General features: G+C 74.3%; 16 protein-coding genes. 6 read left to right on the forward strand and 10 right to left on the reverse strand.

What is annotated here, in order from left to right; genetic code table 11:
- The 5 genes from ACWCSU_RS34790 to ACWCSU_RS34810 form a co-directional block, all read right to left on the reverse strand.
- Complete coding sequence (locus ACWCSU_RS34790) at nucleotides 1-813, reverse strand: TIGR03619 family F420-dependent LLM class oxidoreductase (protein ID WP_357694568.1); 813 nt, start codon at nucleotides 811-813, stop codon at nucleotides 1-3.
- 40 nt (nucleotides 814-853) lie between these two features.
- Nucleotides 854-1,855, reverse strand: a complete 1,002-nt coding sequence (locus ACWCSU_RS34795) for an acyl-CoA dehydrogenase family protein (RefSeq protein WP_449940670.1) — start codon at nucleotides 1,853-1,855, stop codon at nucleotides 854-856.
- 19 nt (nucleotides 1,856-1,874) lie between these two features.
- Entirely contained in the window at nucleotides 1,875-2,975 is a 1,101-nt protein-coding gene (locus ACWCSU_RS34800; RefSeq protein WP_449940673.1) for an acyl-CoA dehydrogenase family protein, read from the reverse strand.
- Nucleotides 2,976-3,126: 151 nt separating this feature from the next.
- Complete coding sequence (locus ACWCSU_RS34805; RefSeq protein ID WP_357694574.1) at nucleotides 3,127-4,092, reverse strand: alpha/beta hydrolase; 966 nt, start codon at nucleotides 4,090-4,092, stop codon at nucleotides 3,127-3,129.
- A 117-nt stretch (nucleotides 4,093-4,209) separates the two neighbouring features.
- Nucleotides 4,210-4,866 (reverse strand): type 1 glutamine amidotransferase domain-containing protein, encoded by a 657-nt coding sequence (locus ACWCSU_RS34810; protein ID WP_449940675.1) that lies wholly within the window; start codon nucleotides 4,864-4,866, stop codon nucleotides 4,210-4,212.
- A 73-nt stretch (nucleotides 4,867-4,939) separates the two neighbouring features.
- On the opposite strand from ACWCSU_RS34810, the gene ACWCSU_RS34815 reads away from it, so the two are divergent.
- Together ACWCSU_RS34815 and ACWCSU_RS34820 are read left to right on the forward strand one after the other, a co-directional pair.
- Nucleotides 4,940-5,833 (forward strand): LysR family transcriptional regulator, encoded by an 894-nt coding sequence (locus ACWCSU_RS34815; protein ID WP_449940678.1) that lies wholly within the window; start codon nucleotides 4,940-4,942, stop codon nucleotides 5,831-5,833.
- 46 nt (nucleotides 5,834-5,879) lie between these two features.
- Complete coding sequence (locus ACWCSU_RS34820) at nucleotides 5,880-6,608, forward strand: dienelactone hydrolase family protein (RefSeq protein WP_357694580.1); 729 nt, start codon at nucleotides 5,880-5,882, stop codon at nucleotides 6,606-6,608.
- Here ACWCSU_RS34820 and ACWCSU_RS34825 read toward each other — a convergent pair.
- Genes ACWCSU_RS34825 through ACWCSU_RS34835 form a run of 3 tightly spaced genes read right to left on the reverse strand, consistent with a single transcriptional unit; the run spans nucleotide 6,600 to nucleotide 11,191 of the window.
- Complete coding sequence (locus ACWCSU_RS34825; protein ID WP_357694582.1) at nucleotides 6,600-7,340, reverse strand: ABC transporter ATP-binding protein; 741 nt, start codon at nucleotides 7,338-7,340, stop codon at nucleotides 6,600-6,602. The two genes, ACWCSU_RS34820 and ACWCSU_RS34825, sit on opposite strands and share 9 nt — an antisense overlap.
- Complete coding sequence (locus tag ACWCSU_RS34830; protein WP_449940682.1) at nucleotides 7,341-9,962, reverse strand: ABC transporter permease subunit; 2,622 nt, start codon at nucleotides 9,960-9,962, stop codon at nucleotides 7,341-7,343.
- On the reverse strand, nucleotides 9,959-11,191 hold the full coding sequence (locus tag ACWCSU_RS34835; protein ID WP_449940685.1) for an ABC transporter substrate-binding protein: 1,233 nt from the start codon (nucleotides 11,189-11,191) through the stop codon (nucleotides 9,959-9,961). The genes ACWCSU_RS34830 and ACWCSU_RS34835 overlap by 4 nt, the downstream gene beginning before the upstream one ends.
- A 130-nt stretch (nucleotides 11,192-11,321) precedes the next feature.
- Here ACWCSU_RS34835 and ACWCSU_RS34840 point away from each other — a divergent pair, with 130 nt between their 5' ends.
- The 3 genes from ACWCSU_RS34840 to ACWCSU_RS34850 all read left to right on the forward strand — a co-directional run bounded on the left by ACWCSU_RS34840 (nucleotide 11,322) and on the right by ACWCSU_RS34850 (nucleotide 13,353).
- Entirely contained in the window at nucleotides 11,322-12,410 is a 1,089-nt protein-coding gene (locus ACWCSU_RS34840) for an alcohol dehydrogenase catalytic domain-containing protein (protein WP_449940686.1), read from the forward strand.
- A 44-nt stretch (nucleotides 12,411-12,454) separates the two neighbouring features.
- A complete protein-coding gene (locus tag ACWCSU_RS34845) occupies nucleotides 12,455-12,946 on the forward strand; it encodes a cupin domain-containing protein (RefSeq protein WP_357694590.1) in 492 nt (163 codons plus the stop codon).
- 95 nt (nucleotides 12,947-13,041) lie between these two features.
- Nucleotides 13,042-13,353 (forward strand): hypothetical protein, encoded by a 312-nt coding sequence (locus ACWCSU_RS34850; RefSeq protein WP_357694592.1) that lies wholly within the window; start codon nucleotides 13,042-13,044, stop codon nucleotides 13,351-13,353.
- Nucleotides 13,354-13,378: 25 nt separating this feature from the next.
- Here the strand turns inward: ACWCSU_RS34850 and ACWCSU_RS34855 are convergent, their stop codons facing one another.
- A complete protein-coding gene (locus ACWCSU_RS34855; protein WP_449940688.1) occupies nucleotides 13,379-15,610 on the reverse strand; it encodes an MMPL family transporter in 2,232 nt (743 codons plus the stop codon).
- Between the two features lie 97 nt (nucleotides 15,611-15,707).
- On the opposite strand from ACWCSU_RS34855, the gene ACWCSU_RS34860 reads away from it, so the two are divergent.
- Nucleotides 15,708-16,229, forward strand: a complete 522-nt coding sequence (locus ACWCSU_RS34860; protein ID WP_357694596.1) for a TetR/AcrR family transcriptional regulator — start codon at nucleotides 15,708-15,710, stop codon at nucleotides 16,227-16,229.
- Nucleotides 16,230-16,283: 54 nt separating this feature from the next.
- On the opposite strand, the gene ACWCSU_RS34865 is transcribed toward ACWCSU_RS34860, so the two are convergent.
- The gene (locus ACWCSU_RS34865; protein WP_449940691.1) at nucleotides 16,284-18,263 is read right to left on the reverse strand and encodes a protein kinase domain-containing protein; all 1,980 of its coding nucleotides are present in this window, start codon (nucleotides 18,261-18,263) and stop codon (nucleotides 16,284-16,286) included.
- Between the last annotated feature and the right edge of the window lie 56 nt (nucleotides 18,264-18,319).

Below are 18,319 nucleotides of genomic sequence, written 5' to 3' on the forward strand. Positions count from 1 at the left end.
TCAGGTGACCCCGTACTCGGCGGCGAAGGCGGCCAGGCGGGTGACCGCGTCGCGGCTGCGCGTCCACGGGCGGACGATCAGCCGCTCCACCCCCAGCTCCGCCCAGGACGCCACCTCCCCCGGGGAGCCCAGGGCGTACGCGTGCGCCGTGACCGGCACCCCCGCCCCCAGCCGCGCGACCTGCGGCCTGATCGACTCGATGGTGTGCGGCATGCTGATCCACCCGTCGCACAGCCGGGACGCCCGGCGCAGCGCCGCCGCCGACTCCCCACCGGCCAGCACCGGCAGCCGCCCCTGGACGGGCTTGGGCTCGAAGGCGACCTCGGGAAACCGGTAGAACCGTCCGGAATGGGCGACCACGGGCTCGGTCCAGAGCCGCCGGACGACCTCTATGGCCTCGTCCAGGCGGGCGCCGCGGGTCTCGAAGGGCAGTTCGGCCGCCGTCCACTCGCCTCGGTACCAGCCCGCGCCCACGCCGCAGACGGCCCGTCCGCCCGACACCACGTCCAGGGTGGCGAACGCGCGGGCCGACACGAACGGGTGGCGCAGGGCCAGCAGGTGCACGGCGGTGCCGAGCCGGACGCGGGTGGTGAGCCCGGCCAGCCAGCACAGGTAGGCCGGGGCGTCGAACAGCGGGGTCGTCGGCTTGATGCCGGGGTCCTCGGTGCCCGGGTAGACGGCGAGCGACAGGTCGGTGGCGAACACCAGGTGCTCGGGCAGCCACACCGACTCGAACCCCAGCTCGTCGGCGGCCACGGCCACGTCCTTCCAGGCGTCCGGATGCAGCAACCCCAGCGGGACGCCGTACTTCACACGCACCTCCGCAGACCGCCGCCGGGCGGGACGCCGTACTTCACGGATACCTCCGCAGGTCGCGGGTGTGCAGTGCCGCGCGGAGGCGTTCGCGGTGGGCGGCCGCGGTGCCGTGCGCGGCCGCCAGGGACCAGGCCCGTGCGAGCCAGAACCGCAGGTCCAGCTCCTCGGTGTAGCCGATCGCCCCGTGGGTCTGCAGGGCGACCCGGGCGGCCAGGGTCGCCGCCTCGCCGGCCGCGGCCTTGGCGGCGCTCACGTCCCGCTCGGCCGTGGGCGCGTCCCGGTCCACGGACAGCGCCGCGCGGTGCACCAGCGGCGCGGCGAACTCGACGGCCACCGCCACGTCGGCGAGCTTGTGCCGGACGGCCTGGAAGGACCCGATCGCCACGCCGAACTGCCTCCTGACCCCCGCGTACGACACCGAGACCGCGAGCAGCTCCCGCGCGACCCCGACGAGCTGGGCGGCGGTCGCGACCGTGACGGCCCGCACCGCGAGCGCCACCCGATCCGCGCCGCCCCCGCCCCGTCCCCAGGACCAGCCGGGATCGGGACGGTCCGGCGACTCGAAGGCGACGGCGAACATCGGCCGGCACGGGTCCACGCCCGGCACCGCCGTGAGCCGCGCCTCGTGCCCCGCCGCCACCCGGACCCCACCTCCCGTACGCGCCACGACCAGCACGTCGGCGAGATCGGCGTCCACCATGTACGCCTCCCCCGGCAGCGCCACCCCCACGCACACCCCGCCCGAGGCGAGCTTGGGCACGCGCGGCACCAGGAACGCCGCCGCCACCGCCGTCTCCACCACCGGCCCCGGCAGGCACGCCCGCCCGGTCTCCTCGACGGCGGGCAGCACGTCGGTCAGCCCGAGCCCGAGCCCGTCGAGCTCCGGCGGCAGGAGCAGCCCGAAGAACCCCAGCTCGGCGAGCCGGTCCCAGGCCGGACGGCGTTCGGTCCGCAGCGCGCCGGGCGGGCAGTGCGCCCGCAGCACGTCGCGCACGGTCGCCCCCAGGGCGAGTTGCTCGTCGGTGAAGGCGAAGTGCATGAGGGCGACTCCAGAGGGGTCATCGGGGCAGGCCCAGGACACGCTCGGCGATGATGTTGCGCTGGATCTCGTTGGTGCCCGCGTAGATCGGCCCGGCCAGCGAGAACAGGAAGCCGTCCAGCCAGGGTGTCCCGCCGGCGCGGTCGCCGAGCAGTTCCAGGGCCAGTTCGTGCATGCGCAGGTCCAGCTCCGACCAGAAGACCTTGCCCATGCTGGCCGCCGCCCCGATCTCGGCCCCGGCCATGATCCGGCGGGCGGTGGCGAAGGTGTGCAGCCGGTACGCCTCGGCCGCCGTCCAGCAGCGCGCGGCCTGGTCGGCGAGGACGGGGCCGGCGTCCGCGGCCAGCTCGACGAGGCGGTCGGCGGTGGCGAGGAAGCGGCCGGGGCTGCGCAGGGTCAGGCCGCGTTCGGAGGAGGTGGTGGACATCGCGATCCGCCAGCCGTCGCCGGGCTCGCCGAGCACCATGGAGTCGGCTGCGAACACCCCGTCGAAGTGCAGCTCGGCGAACCCGGGCAGGCCGTCGAGCTGCGCGATCGGCCGGACGGCGACCTCGTCCAGGGGGAAGAGGAAATACGTCAGGCCCTTGTGCCGGGCGCCGGAGGTGCGGAAGAGGCCGAAGCCGTAGGAGGCGTGGGCGGCCCGGGAGCTCCAGGTCTTGTGTCCGTACAGGCGCCAGCCGCCGTCGGCGCGTTCGGCGCGGGCGGTGAGCGCGGCGAGGTCGCTGCCGGCCTCGGGCTCGGACCAGGCCTGCGCCCACACGTCCTCGGCCGTCGCCATCCGGGGCAGCCAGCGCCGCCGCTGCTCGGGGGTGCCGAACCGCATGAGGCTGGGGGCCAGGAGGAAGATGCCGTTCTGGCTGACCCTGGCGGGGGCGCCGACGGCCCAGTACTCCTCCTCGAAGATCAGCCATTCGATCAGGGACGCGCCGCGGCCGCCGTGCTCGCGGGGCCAGGAGACGACCGACAGCCGCTCACCGGCCAGCAGCGCCTCCCAGGCGCGGTGCGCCTCGAAGCCCTCGGGGGTGTCCATCGGCGGGAGCCGCCGCGGCACGTGGGCGGCCAGCCAGTCGCGAACCTCGGCGCGGAAGTCCAGCTCGGCCGGGGAGAAGTCGAGATCCACGAAACCAACCTAGCGCACGCTTGGTCTGCTGGCCAGGCCGCCGTCCGCGCGCCTGGGGTGGGCGTCGTGCAGGGTCCATGGAACGCGAGGGCGCCCACCTCGCCCTGGCCTTGCGACGCCTACTCGCCAACGCCACCACCTGAGCCGGGGGCTACAACCCGTAGGCCCGCCTGAGCGCCGCCAACCGGGTCTCCCGTGCCCGCCTGCTCAGCGCGGTGTCCGGCACCATGGCGTCGAACCCGTGGAAGGCCCCCGGATAGAGGTGGAACTCGGTGGACACCCCGGCCCGCGCCAGCCGCTGGGCGTAGTCGATGTCCTCGTCCCTGAACACCTCCAGCTCGCCCACGTCGATGAACGCGGGCGGCAGCCCCGACAGGTCCTCGGCCCGCGCCGGCGCCGCGTACGGCGGGACGTCCGGGCCGCCCGTCCGCTCGCCGAGCAGGGCGGACCAGCCGTAGAGGTTCGCGGCCCGGTCCCAGACCACGGCCTCGGTGAACTCCCGGCTCGACGGGGTGGTGTTGCGGTCGTCGAGCATCGGGCAGACCAGGAGCTGGAAGGCCACCTCGGGGCCGCCCCGGTCGCGGGCGAGCAGCACGGTCGCGGCGGCCAGCCCCCCACCCGCGCTGGCCCCGCCGACGGCCAGCCTGGCGGGGTCGATGCCCAGCTCGTCGGCGTTCTTGGCGGTCCACACCAGGCCCGCGTAGCAGTCCTCGACCGGCGCGGGGTGTGGGTGCTCGGGCGCCAGGCGGTAGTCGACGGAGACCACCACGACGCCGAGGCGCTCGACGTAATCGATCATCGTGGCCTCGTCGACCTCGGGCACGCCGACGATCATGCCGCCGCCGTGGATCCAGTAGAGCCCCGGCCTGCCGGTGCCCTCCTGGGCGGGACGGTAGAGGCGGACCCGGACGTCCGGTTCGCCGTCGGGGCCGGGGACGTGGCGGTCCTCGACCAGCACCTCGCTCTCGGCGGGCGGCATGGCGGCCAGCATCGCGTTGATCTGGGCCCGGTACCCGGCCAGTTCCTCCGCCGTGAGGGTGGTCACGTCGAAGGTCGGGAACGGCGTGCTCTCCAGGGCGGCACGCAGTTCCGGATCGAGGTTGGGGTGGAACGCCATGAGGACTTCCTTCCACGGAGGGGCCTGCCGTACCCCTCGATGATCGGATCCCGCACGGGGGTGCGGCAACCGCCATCCGGTTGCCGTTGCGCGCGCGGCGCCCGCCGTTCGGCGAGGTCAGGCGAGCAGGTCGACGACCCGCTCGGCCAGGGGCGCGGCGCTGGCCGGGTTCTGGCCGGTGACCAGGCGGCCGTCCGCGACCACCTGCGGCTGCCAGTTCGCGGCGGGCTCGTGCCGGGCGCCGCGCGCGGTCAGCGCGTCGGCCAGCAGGAACGGCACCACGTCCGCCACGCCGCGCGCGCTCTCCTCGCTGTTGGTGAAGGCGGCCACCCGGCGGCCGTCCACCAGGTGGGAGCCGTCGGACAGGGTCAGGCCGACCAGCGCGGCCGGGCCGTGGCAGACCGCCGCGACCACGCCGCCGCGCTCGTAGATCTCGCGGCCGACGCGGGCGACGTCGGGGTTGTCGGGAAAGTCCCACATGGTGCCGTGGCCGCCGGCGTACAGGACGGCGTCGTAGGCCGCCGTGTCCACGTCGGCGAGGCGGGCGGTGTCGTCGTCCAGGCCGGTGGCGAGGAAGGCGGCCTGCGTGGGGTCGTCCGGGTCGTGGCCGTCGCGCGGCGGGCGGCCGCCGGCGACGCTGGCGACGTCCACCTCGAAGCCCGCCTTGGTGAAGATCTGCCAGGGATGGGCCGCCTCGGGGACGTAGTACCCGGTACGCTCCACGCCGCCGAGGTCGTCATGGCTGGTCAGCACGATCAGGATGCGCTTGCTCATGCCGTCGAGCATGCCCGGCGAGACCCATCAGTAACAAATCGTGAAATATCGGTCCGGGCATCAGAATGGTGATATGTCGCCACTCTCGCTGGACCTGCTGCGGACCTTCCTCGCCGTGCACAGGACCGGCTCCATCACGGCCGCCGCGCAGACGCTCGGCCTCTCGCAGCCCGCGGTGACCGCCCAGGTCAAGACGCTGGAGGCGACCCTCGACCGGCCGCTGTTCGACCGCCTGCCGCGCGGCGTCGCGCCCACCCCCGCCGCCGACGAGCTGGCCCGCAGGGTCGCCCCCGCCCTCGACGCCCTGGACGAGGTTGCCGGCTCGGAGCTGCCCTCGGACGAGGCCGTGCACCTGGGCGGCCCGGCCGAGTTCCTGTGCGAGGAGGTCATGCCGATGCTCGCCCCGCTCGTACGCGACGGGCTGCGGCTGCGCACCACCCTCGGCCTGGCCGACGACCTGCTGGCCGACCTCGCGGCCGGACGGCTCGACCTGGTGCTGTCCACGATCCGGCCCCGGGTGCGCGGCGTCCAGGCGGACCCGGTCTACGACGAGGAGTTCGTCCTGGTGGCGGCGCCGTCCTTGGCGGGGGCGCTGCCGTCCGGCCGGGTCGGGCCCAAGGAGCTGGCCGGGGTCCCGGTGGTGGCCTACGCCGAGGACCTGCCGATCGTGCGCCGCTACTGGCGGACCGTGTTCGGGCGGCGTCCGTCGATGGCCGCGCAGGTCGTCATCCCCGACCTGCGCGGCGTGCTGAGCGCGGTGCGGGCGGGCATGGGCGTCTCGGTCCTGCCCGCGTACCTGTGCCGGCGTGACCTGGCCGAGGGCACGCTGGTCGCGCTGGCCGAGCCGCCTGAGCCGCCGATCAACACCGGCTACCTGGCCGTACGGTCGGGGGCGCTGGCCAGGTCGGCCGTGGCGCGGGTACGGGCCCATCTGCTGGCGGCGTTCCGGGCGGCGCCGCCGTACTGAGGACGAAGGTGGATGACGGGCGATCACCTTGGGCATGCTGGGCAACATGTGTCATTCCACCGACAGCCGACCGCCCGCCCCGCCGATCCGGGGCGAGGTCGCCGCGCACGAGCAGATCACCCTGACCTCCGCCGACGGCACCCGTTTCATGGCCTACCGCGCCGACCCGGCCGAGCCGAACGGCCGCGGCGTGGTGATCATGCCGGACGTGCGCGGCCTGCACCCGTTCTACCGCGACCTCGCGGTGCGCTTCGCCGAGGCCGGGTTCCGCACGATCGCGATCGACTACTTCGGCCGCACCGCCGGGACCGATGACCGCGGCGACGACTTCGACCACATGCCCCACGTCGACCGGCTCAAGCTCGACCAGGTGCAGGCCGACGCCGCGGCGGCGACCGCCGAGCTGGCCGGCGACGGCCCGGTGTTCACGGTCGGCTTCTGCATGGGCGGCGCGCTGTCGTGGCGTCAGGGCGCGGAGGGCAACGGCCTGGCCGGCAGCGTCGGCTTCTACGGCGCGCTGCGCTTCATCGACGAGCCGACGACCGGGCCGGGCGCGCCACTGCTGCTGCTCAGGGGCGGCGCGGACAAGGTGTCGAGCCCGGAAGAGTTCGAGGCGTACACCGCGGCGCTGGACCGGGTGGGCACCGAGCACGAGACCCACGTCTACGAGGGCGCGCCCCACTCCTTCTTCGACCGCTCGTTCAAGGAGTGGGAGGACGTCTGCCAGGACGCCTGGCGCCGCGTCCTGACCTTCACCGAACGCCACTCAGCCTAGGTACGCGGCCCGCACCACCGGGTCGTCGCGCACCTGCGCGGGCGTCCCGGACGCGATCACCCTGCCCAGGTCCAGCACGACGATCCGGTCGCAGCTCTCCATCACGAAACCCATGTCGTGCTCGACCAGCAGCACCGTCGTGTCCAGGGCCCTGACGACCTCGCCGAGCCGGGCGGTCTGGGCGGCGTCCAGACCGGAGGTGGGCTCGTCGAGCAGCAGGAGCCTCGGACGGTCCGCGAGCGCGCGGGCCAGCTCGACCATCCGGCGCTGCCCGACCGGCAGCGCGGCGGCGTACGCGTCGCGCAGCGGGGTGAGCCCGCACAGGTCGAGCACCTCGGCCACGCGCGCGCCGCGCTCGCGCTCGATCCGCCGCCGTCCCGGCCACCCGGCCAGGTCGGCGGCCAGCCCGCCGCCACCGCCGTGCCAGTCGAGCGCGGCCAGCACGTTCTGGGCCACGGTGAGCCGGCCGAACACCTGCGTGCGCTGGAACGTCCTGCGCACGCCGGCCCTGGCCCGCCGGAGCGCCGACACCCCGGTCAGGTCGCGCCCGTCCAGCGCGACCCGGCCCGCGACCGGCCTGCGCAGCCCGGACACCACGTCGAACAGCGTGGTCTTGCCCGCGCCGTTCGGCCCGATCACGCCGCAGACCTGGCCCGGCCCGGCCTCGAACGACACGCCGTCCAGCGCCCTGACCCCGCCGAAGGCCACGGACACGCCCTCCACCGCGAGCATTCACCTCACCCCCAGGTAGGCGGCGGTCAGCCGGTCGCCGTCCACCTCCGAGCGCGGGCCCGTCCAGGTGACGCCGCCCAGCCGCATGAACGCGACCCGGTCGGCGACGGCCAGCGCCTCGGTCGCCTTCTCCTCCACCAGCAGCAGCGCCACGCCCCGGTCGCGCAGCTCGGCGAAGACGTCGAACACCTGCCGCACCACGAGCGGCGCGAGGCCGAGCGACGGCTCGTCGGCGATCAGCACGCGCGGCGGGCGCACCAGGGCCGGGGCCAGCGTGAGGAGCTGCTGCTCGCCGCCCGACAGCGCGCCCGCGGCCACCGTACGGCGGGCCGCGAGCTGCGGCAGCCGCTCGTAGACCGGCCCGGGATCGTCCAGCCAGGTACGCAGGTTCTCCTCCACGGTGAGCCCCGGGAAGACACCCCGCCCTTCGGGGGCCAGCAGGACGCCGGCCCGCGCCCGCCGGTGCGCCGGCCAGGCGGTGACGTCCACGCCGTCGAGCAGGACGCGGCCGGCGCTCACCGGCAGGTCCCCGGCGGCGACGGCGCACGTGGTGGACTTGCCCGCGCCGTTCGCGCCGAGCAGCGCCACCACCTCGCCGGGCCGCACCTCCAGCCTCACCCCGCGCAGCACGGTGCAGTCGGCGTAACCGGCCACGACGTCCTCCAGCACGAACAACGCCCGACCGCCTCCGGCGGCGACCTCCGCCCGGCGGGGCACGACGTGGGGAACGGCGGGAGCCACGGCGGGCAGGCGGCGCCGGGCGCGGGCCTCGGCGAGCTGGGTGAGCACGCCGTCCGGATGCCGGGCCAAAATCATGCCGCCCGCCCCGAACAGGATCGACCCCACGTGCGCGGACAGGCCCCAGGTCGCCAGCAGCTCGGGCACGGCCACCGCGACGAGCCCGCCGAGCACCGCCCCGCCGATCCTGCGCACGCCCTGCAGCACCACCACGGCCAGCCACACGAACCCGGAGAACGCCGGCAGGTCGGTGGCCGTGATCGACCCCTTGGAGATCGCGAACAGCACCCCGCCGAGCCCCGCGATCCCGGACGCCAGCACGAACAGCACGATCTTGGCGCGCGGCGCGGACAGCCCGGAGGTGACGGCCGCCGCGGGCGCCGACCGTACGGCCAGCACGGCCCGCCCGGACGCCGACCGCTCCAGGTTCCGCACCAGCAGCGCCACCAGCCCGATCAACGCCAGCAGCACGGCCACCCGCACCCGCGGGTCGGAGGTGTCGGCGACGCCGAGGCCGAGCGCGGGCAGCGCCCAGCCGATGGTCCCGTTGCTGAAGGCGTCCACCTGGAACAGCACCTGATCGGCCAGCAGCGCCAGGGCCAGCGTGGCCAGCGTCAGCACCCGCCCGCCCAGCCGCAGCGCGGGCAGCGCCACCACCAGCCCGACGGCCCCCGCCGCGACCACGCCCAGCAGGATCGCCACGACGAACGGCAACCCGGAGGCGAACGCCCACCCGCAGGTCAGCGCCGCCATGGCGGCGAAGGCGGCCTGCGCCAGGTTCACCATGCCGCCGATCCCGGTCACCACCACGAACGAGCAGAAGATCAGCGCGAGCACCAGCCCCTGGGCCGCGACGCCCACGTAGTACTGCGGCCCGAGCAGCGCGAAGGCCGCCAGCGCGGCCAGCCCCGCCGCCCAAGGCAGCCGCCTGCGCCAGGCCGGCACCCCGGCCAGGTGGTCGGGCGGCGGGACGTCCTCGGCGGCGCTGCCCGCCACCCGCTCCCGCGACCGGTTCAGCAGCACCAGCCCGGCGAACAGCAGGATCACCGGCACGGCGGTGCGCAGCCCGGTGACCTCCTCCAGGAAGTCGGTGTACCCGGCGACCAGGTTCTGCACGACCCCGAGCGCGAGCCCGGCCGCGAACGTCCAGGGGATCGAGCGCAGCCGTCCGAACACCGCCGCCGTCGCCGAGGCGAACAGCAGCACCGTGTACGCCGTCGCGTCCAGCCCGAGCACGGGCGCCGCCAGCACCCCGGCCAGCCCGGCGAGCCCCGATCCGAGCATCCAGGCCAGCGCGGAGGTGGCGTCCACGTCGATGCCCCGCAGCGTGGCCAGACGGCGGCGGTCCACGGAGGCGCGCATGCGCAGCCCGTACGGCGTGTGCCGCATGAACGCCCACAACCCGGCCGCCGCGACCGCCGAGAGGGCGAAGGTGATGAGCTGGTCGCTGTCCAGCCGCACCCCGAGCGCGTCGAACCCCTGGCCGGGGTGGGGGCCGACGCCGCGCGGCAGCGAGGTGGCGTCCGTGGCGGGCAGCCCGGCCAGGTCCACGACCAGCAGGCCGAGCGCGGGCAGCGCGATCGTGAGCCCGATGGTGGCGACGATCTGCGCGGTCTCCCCCGCCTGGGCGAGCCCGCGGAACATGGCCCGGTGCAGCAGGTAGCCGAGCGCGGGCGCGAACAGCCCGGCCGCCACCAGCGCCGACAGCCAGGCGGGCAGCCCGGCGGCGGTGAGCTCGTAGAACACCAGGGCGGCCAGGAAACCGACGGCGCCGTGGGCGAAGTTGAACACCCCGGTCGCCGCGTACGACAGGGTCAGGCCGGAGCCCATGATCGCGAAGACGGCCCCGGTGACCAGGCCGCTGAGCACGTACTGGAGGATCATTTCAGCGGCACGTTGTCAAAGCAGGCCATCCTTCTGGCCACCTGGAAGGCCCCGCCCGCCAGCTTGACCAGGGCGCCGCAGCCGTTCGGCTCGCTGTGGTCCCTCGGGTAGCGGATGCGGCCGAACCCGGGGTTCTCGTAGAGGTAGTCGCCGTTGGCGGTGGCCAGGAACTTCTCCCTGGTCAGGTCCTTGCCGGTGCGCTTGAGGACATCGAGGAAGATGTCGGCGGCCCAGTAGCCGATCGCCAGGTGCTGGGTGAGCGCGGTGCCGGGGGCGACCTGCTCGACGTCCTTCTTGAGCTGGGCGATCTCGGGCGCGGGCGACTCGAACGGCTCGAACATGGGCGCGGCGATCACGCCTTCGAGCGCCTGCGCGCCGGCCTGGTCCTTGAGGATGGCCACGTCGTAGCTGGTGGCGTCGGTGAGCACGCCCTTGTAGCCGGCCCGCTTGAGCGCCGCGTAGAGGCCGACGTTGAACTTGGTGCCCGCGATCACCGAGACGACGACGTCGGGGGCCTTGCCGCCGTCCGAGGTCATGATCTTGTTGACGTACGGGAGCCAGTCGGGGGGCGGGGCGGCGGCCGGCAGACCGGAGTTCAGGCCGACCAGCTCGAACCCGGCGGCGGTGAACGACTGGGAGATGGTCGTGCCGCCGTACTTGCTGCCGCTGGAGTCGCTGGTCTGCACGTAGACGCTCTTGCCCGCCGCGCCGCCGAGCAGGTCGGCCATCTGCCTGCCCCACCACGTCTGGGAGCCCGCCCCCTGCTTGGGGGCCAGGCAGCCGTTGTAGCCGAACCCGGTCCTGGTGCCGCACCACTGCGGCCCGGTGGCCCAGCCGAACCAGGGGACGCCCTGCTGTTCGAGGAAGGCCGCGCCGCCGAAGTTGGGGGCGTGCACCGGGACCAGCGCGAACACCTGGTCCTTCTGGACGAGTTTCTTGGCCGCCGCGTCGCCCTTGGCCGCGTCCTGGGCGTCGTCCTCGGCGCCGATGAAGTCGATCTTCCGGCCGTGCACGCCGCCCTCGGCGTTGGCGCGGGCGAACCTGGCCTTGGCGCCGATCTCGGCGTCCCTGGTCGAGTAGCCGCTCGCGCTGGTCTTGGTCAGCACGCCGCCGATCTTGATGGTGGTGTCCGTCACTCCCGTGCCCGACTGGGCCGTACCGGTCTGCTGGGCCGCGCAACCGGCGGCGAGCAGCGTCAGGGTGAGCGCGGCCGCGCCCCGCCGTACCATGTTGTTCTCCCTCGCGACTCGGCCTAGCGCTCGCTTGGTTTCGCTGAGCGTAGATTTGCCGGGGTGGGGTGTCAACGGGCTCCCGAGCAACCGCTTGCTCGTAGCCCGCGCGCCGGGCTAGCGTGGGCGCATGCTGATGCGCGCGGCCGTGCTGACCGGGTTCCACGCCCCGATGGAGATCCGCGACGTCGAGATCGACGACCCCGGCCCCGGCGAGGTCCGCGTCCGGATCAAGGCCTCGGGCGTGTGCGGCTCCGACCTCAAGGCGATCGACGGCAAGAGCCCGGTGGTGAGCGCGCCGCCGTTCATCCTGGGGCACGAGAGCGCGGGCGTGGTGGAGAGCGTCGGCGCGGACGTCACCACCGTCCGGCCGGACGACCACGTCATCATCGCCATGAGCGGCCCCTGCGGGCGCTGCCGCCAGTGCGGCTCGGGCCGCTTCCATCTGTGCTCGGGTCCACTACGGCTGCCCACCATCATGGGCGGCCCGCCCAGGGTCACCCTGGACGGCCAGGAGACCCGCCGCTTCATCGGCATCGGCTCGTTCGCCGAGTACGCGGTGGTCACCGAGGCCATGTGCGTCAAGATCGCCAAGGACGCTCCCTTCGCCGCCATGTGCCTGCTGGCCTGCGGCGTGATCACCGGCGTGGGCGCGGTCCTGAACGTGGCCCAGGTGCCGCCGGGCGCCTCGGTGCTGGTCGTCGGCTGCGGCGGCGTGGGCCTCAACGTCATCCAGGGCGCGGTGCTCGCCGGCGCCACCACGATCATCGCCGCGGACGTGGCCGAGCAGAAGCTCAAGCTGGCCGAGCGCTTCGGCGCCACCCACCTGCTCACCCCCGGCGACCTGCCGGACCAGGTGGGCGCGCTGGTACGCGGCGGCGTCGACTACGCCTTCGACGCGACCGGCGTCCCCGGCGTGCTGGCCGACGCCTTCGCCGCCACCCAGCCGGGCGGGACCACCGTCATGGTCGGCAGCCCGCCGCGGGGCCACCCGATGGAGCTGGACACCGGCCTGCTGTTCTCCTCCCGCCGCCTCATGGGCACCCAGGGCGGCGACGCCGCGCCGCACCGCGACCTGCCCATGTTGGCCGGGCAGTACCTGCGCGGCCGGCTCGACCTCGACGGCCTGATCACCGAACGCCTGCCCCTCGACCGGATCAACGAGGCCGTCGCCCACGTCCGCCAGGGGACGGTCGCCCGCACCGTCATCACGTTCTGAGCCCTCGCTATTCTCAGTTCCTTCGGAACAGCGGAGGAGCCCCCATGTCGTACCCCGAACAGCGCTACCTGGCCGAGACCGGCGAGATCAGCGGCACCCTGCGCCCGGCGGAAAACGGCCCCGACCTGTCGATGGCGACCGGCACCCGCGTCCACTACCTGGGCACGGGCGGCTCGACCAACGGCGCCTTCGGCCTGTACCGCTGGGAGATGGGCCCGCGTCCCGGAGGCGCGAGCCCGCACTTCCACCGGACCATCACCGAGTCCTTCTACGTGCTGACCGGCAGCGTCCAGCTCTACAACGGCGCCACGTGGGCGAAGGGGCTGCCCGGTGACTTCCTGCACGTGCCCGAGGGCGGCATCCACGCCTTCCGCAACACCTCGGGCGAGCCGGCCTCGATGCTGGTGCTCTTCACGCCGGGCGCGCCGCGCGAGGCGTACTTCGAGGAGCTGGCCGACATCACCCACACCGGCCGCGAGCTCACCTCCGAGGAGTGGGTCGAGCTCTGGAACCGCCACGACCAGTACCCGGTCTGACCAGCCGCGGGGACGGCACGCGGGTCCGCCACCGGCCGGCCCGCGCCCGAGCGCGTACTGTGAGCGGGTAATCGCCCACAGTGAGGGAGGTCCGCATGCTCGTCAGAGGAGCCGTCGCGGCCGGCCTGCTCGCGGTCCTGACCGTGGGTGGCGCCGGCCCCGCCGAGGCCCGCTACCGCTACGACTTCCGCAGCCGCGAGGTGGTCATCTGGAGCGAGCCGAAGAACGGCGCGACCCAGCTCGGCGTGGGCCGTCCCGGCGACGGCTTCGACTCCGACCGGTCGGAGGAGCACGAGCTGTTCCGGTGCGACGAGGCGTTCGACAGCACCCTGTGGCACCACGGCACCGACTCCACCACCGGGGTCGTCGGATGGGTGCCGGCCTGCCATCTCGACGACCCCGACTGACCGCTCCGACCGCTCGCCCGCGGGCTCAGCGCCCGGCGCCCACCGGCTCCTGCACCCGCTCGTCGCTCGGCGCCGGGTCGTCCTCCTCCTGCCCCTCGACCGACAGGTTCGGCAGCAGCCGGTCCAGCCAGCGCGGGCACCACCAGTTCGCCCGGCCGAGCAGCACCATCGTCGCCGGCACGAGGAAGCCGCGGATGACGGTCGCGTCCACCGCGATGGCCACGGCCAGCCCGACGCCGAACGTCTTGACCATCGCGTCCGGGTAGGCGATGAACGCCACGAACACCGCCACCATGATCAGGGCGGCCGAGGTGATGACCCGGCCGGTCGAGCCGAGCCCCTCGGCCACCGCCCGGCTGTTGTCGCCGTGCCGGGCGTGGGCCTGCCGCACCGCCGTCAGCAGGAACACCTCGTAGTCCATCGACAGGCCGAACAGCACCGCGAACAGCATCAACGGCACGTAGCTCTCGATCGGCACCGAGAAGAACACGGTCTCCAGGTAGGAGGAGTCCATGGGGGCGTCCATGCCGACCAGGCCGCTGCCGAGACCGATCGAGAACACCAGCGCGAGCGCGCCGAACGCGGCGCCCAGGGACACCAGGTTCATCACCGCGGCCTTGACCGCGACGACGGGCGCGCGGAAGGCGAACAGCAGGAGCAGGGCGCTCAGCAGCACGACCACGCCGATGACCAGCGGGGTGCGCTCGTTCATGCGGTCGCCCGCGTCGGTCATCCCGGCCACCTTGCCGCCGACGTGCACCTGGACGCCCGGGATCGAGACGGCCCTGACCTGCCTGACCACCTCGGCCGCCTTCGGGTCGCTCGGGGCGTAGTCACTGATCGTCTGGAGCAGGACCGAGCGGCCGGAGGCGTTCAGCTTCGGATCGGCCACGTGGGCGACGCCCTCGACGTCGGCGACCGCGTCGGCGATCCGCCGCACGGTCACGTCCCCGGCGCCGGAGACCTTCTCCGGCAGTTCGGCGACCACGATGAGCGGGCCGTTGCTGCCGGGCCCGAAGGCCGTGGCCATCAGCTCGTACGCGCGCCGCCCGGCCGAGTCCTTGGCCGCGTAGCCCTCGTCCAGCGGCCCCAGTGTCAGCGCGAGCGCGGGCGCGGCCAGCGCGGCGAGCACGAGCACGCTGCCGATGAGCACCCGCCACGGCCTGCGCGCCACCCACGCGCCGAGCCCGGCCCAGCCGGCGCCCCCGCCGCGGTTGGACGAACGCCCGCGGATCAGCGGCACCTTGAGCGCGTTGACGCGGTGGCCGAGCAGCCCGAGCAGGGCGGGCACGAGGGTGACCGAGGTCAGCACGGCGAAGACGACGGAGATGCCGGTCACCCAGCCGAGCGTGCTCAGCAGCGGGAACCCGGCCAGCATCAGCGCGCTCAACGCGATGATCACCGTGCCGCCGGCGAACACGACGGCCCCGCCCGAACTGGCCACCGTCCGGCGTACGGACTCCACGACCGGCACCCCGTCGGCCAGCAGCTTGCGGTGGCGCGACAGCAGGAACAGCGCGTAGTCGATGCCGACGCCGAGCCCGATCATCGTGGACATGATCCCGGCCTGCTTGGGCATGTCCACGACGTACCCGAGCAGGCCGATCACGCCGAGCCCGGTCGCGACGCTGACCAGCGCGGTGAAGATCGGCACCATCGCGGCCACCAGCGTCCCGAACGCGAAGACCAGCACGAGCAGCGCGCAGATCACGCCGATGATCTCGCTCGGCCCGGTCTTGATCTCCTTGCTCGCCGGATTGGAGTCGTCGGCGGGCACCACTTCCAGCCCGGCGTCCCTGGCCGGGGCGGCGGCGTCGGACAGGGCCCGCGTGGCCTCGCCGGCCTTGTCGGGGTCGTTGCCCTGCATCTTGACGGTGATCACGCCGATCTGCAGGTTCGAGGCGATGCCGCCCACGCGGAAGGGCGTGTCCACCTGGACCACGTGCGGCATCGTGCGCATCGCGGCGACCGAGCGCTCGACGGCCTGCTTGCGCGGCGCGTCGGTGAGCTTGCCGGCCGCGGAGTACAGGAGGAGCTGCACGGTTCCGCCGGTGGCGTAGCCGGGGCCGAAGCCCTCCTTCATCAGGTCGTGCGCGCGCTGCGCGTCGGTGCCCGGGATGGAGGCGTCGTTGCTGACCGGACGGCCGAGCGCGAGGCTGCCGCCCATCAGGCCGACGGCCAGGACCACCCATAAGGCCAGGACGATCCGCCCGTGCCGCGCGCACCAGCCACCCAGCCGACCAAGAAACCGCGTCATCGCCCCGCCCCTGCCCGACGCCCGTCCTGTACGGTCGTACAGGACTACGATAAAACGGAGGACGCCGGAAATTCCGGATTCCGTGGGAAATGAGACGATGACCACACCCGACGACACCCGCTCCCGGATTCTGGCGGCCGCGCGCGAGCTGTTCGCCGAGCGCGGCTACGCGGGCACCTCGCTGGCCGACATCGCCGCCGCGGTCGGGCTGACCAAGACCGCCGTCGCCTACCACTTCCATCCCAAGGACCGGCTGGCCTCCGAACTGCTCTCCCCGGCCGCGGCCGAGATGATCACCCTGCTCGACGCCGACCATCCCGACCGCAAGGCGTTCGTCGAGGCCCTGGCCGTCTTCGCGGTGCGCCACCGCGCGGTGATCCGCCTGTTCATGGAGGACCTCGCGGCCGACGAGCCCGTGCCGGCCGGCTCCGAGCGCGCGGTCGTCGGCACGTTCAGGGACGAGATCTTCGCCAAGCTCGCCGGCGAGAACCCGGGGCCCGAGGCCAGGGTCAGGTGCTGGGCCCTGCTCGGGGCGCTCCAGTGGGGCGTGGTCAAGACCATGGACCTGCCCGAGGAGCAGGTCACGGCGGTCATGCTGCAGTCGGCGCTGGCCTTCTGACGGCTCCCGCCGATCAGCCCCTGCGCCGGACCGACCGCGGCGGAGGTCCCCCGATCACAGCCCCGTCGAGGGGTCGACGGCGGGGCCGGTCGGGCCTTGCGTGGGCTCCTCGGGGCCGGGCCCGCCCTGCTGGCCGGACACACCGACCGTGATCACGACCACGTCCCCGGACGCGGCGCAGGTCCCCGGCGCCAGGCTCTGGCCCAGGACGGTGTCCGCCTTGGCGTCGTCGTCCACGACCTGGGTGCTGGCCCGTACCGTGAAGCCGGCCGCGACCAGCTCGGCCCGGCCGTCGGCGCGGCCCTGCCCCACCACGGACGGCACCTCGACGCCCTGGCGGGCCACCGTCAGCGCCACCGGGGCGCCACCCGGCACCCGGGCGCCGGCCTCGGGCCGCGTCGCGAGAACCTGGCCGTCCGGCTGGTCGGAGCACGATCGGGTGACCGTCCCGGCCGTGAGCCCGGCGGCGGTGAGCGCCGCCTCGGCCGCCTTGCGCTGCCGCCCGGCGACGGACGGCACCGGCACCCCCGCCGACACCTCCAGCGCGACCGCGCCGCCCCGGCCCACCACGGTCCCGGCCGCCGGACGACTGCCGAGCACCCGGCCGATCTCCTTGACCGAGTCGGTTCTGGTGACCGCGCCGACGGTGAGCCCGGCCTGCTTGAGCGCCTTGACCGCGTCGGCCCGATCCAGGCCGGTCAGCGGCGGAACCGCGACCGTCGTCACCGGCCGCCCGACTGTCGGCTCGCCGGTGGGCTCGACGGCGGGCGCGACGGTGGGCACGCGCTCCCGCTCCGCCGGCTTCCCGCCCGGCCGTGAGGAGGCGCGCGCCGAACCCGCCGGGCTCGGCGGCGCCGCCGGCAGCACGGACGCCTGGCCGGAGCGGTGGCCGTTGAGCGCGGGCACGATCACGGTGAGCACGACCGCGGTCACCAGCAGCGCCGCGCACACCGCCACGACCGCCTGCACCCATCCGGCCCCGCGCCCCCGGCCCTGCCGGTCCGGCGCGCCCGTCCCGGCCCGCGTCCTCAGGCCGTCCGGCGGGCCCGCCTCGGCCGGCGGCCTCGTGCCCTGCACGGTTGTGGGGAGCTCGGGGCCGCCGCCCGTCCGCGAGTGCAGGTGGTACGCGCCGGCCGCGCCGGTGACCTCGGGCTCGGCCAGCGGCACGGGCGGTCGCTGCCCGGGGACCAGCGGCACGTCGCCGTACCCTTGATCCGGCGAGTCCGCCTCGCCGAGCAGCGCGAACAGCAGCTCCCTGCTGGACGGCCGGTTCCTGACGTCCTTGTCCAGGCAGGCCGCGACCAGCACCCGCAGCCGCCCGTCCAGCCGGCCCAGCTCGGGCGGCGCGGTCAGGATGCGGTGCAGCACCGGCGCCACCGAGTCCTGGCCGAACGGCGCGCTCGCGTTGGCCGCGAAACACATGGTCGCGCCCCAGGAGAAGACGTCGGCCGCCCCGGTCACGGCCGAGGCGGTGATCTGCTCGGGAGCCATGTACGCCGGCGTGCCCACCCCCCTGTTCGTCACCGTGGCCGCCGCGTCCAGCGCCCTGGCCAGGCCGAAGTCGATCACCCGCGGCCCGTCGGGCCCGAGCAGCACGTTCTGCGGCTTGAAGTCCCGGTGCACGATGCCCGCCCGATGGATGGCGGCCAGCGCGGTCGCGGTGCCGACCGCCAGCCGTTCCAGCGCGCCGCCGTGCCGCGGACCGGTCAGCGAGACCTCCCGGTGCAGCGAGGGCCCGTCGACGTACTCGCTCACGATGTACGGCCGGCCCTCGTCGAACCCGGCGTCGACCACCTGGGCCGTGCAGAACCTCGCCACGTGCTTGGCCAGCTCCACCTCCCGCAGGAACGCCCCTTGCTCGTCCCCGACAGGCCCGTGCAGCAGCTTGACCGCGTACCTCTCCCCGCTGTGCCTCTCCCCGCTCCTCGAACCGAGGAACACCGCGCCCTGTCCGCCTTCACCCAGTCGCCCGGCGAGCTCGTACTCGCCGAGTCTGTGCGGGTCCCCCGTTCTGAGCGGCTGCGCCGTTGGCACGGGGCGCCTCCCCTCGCCGCCACCCCTTCTTGCTCTCCACTGAAGGCAACGGGCCG

Source organism: Nonomuraea sp. NPDC001699 (assembly GCF_053596455.1).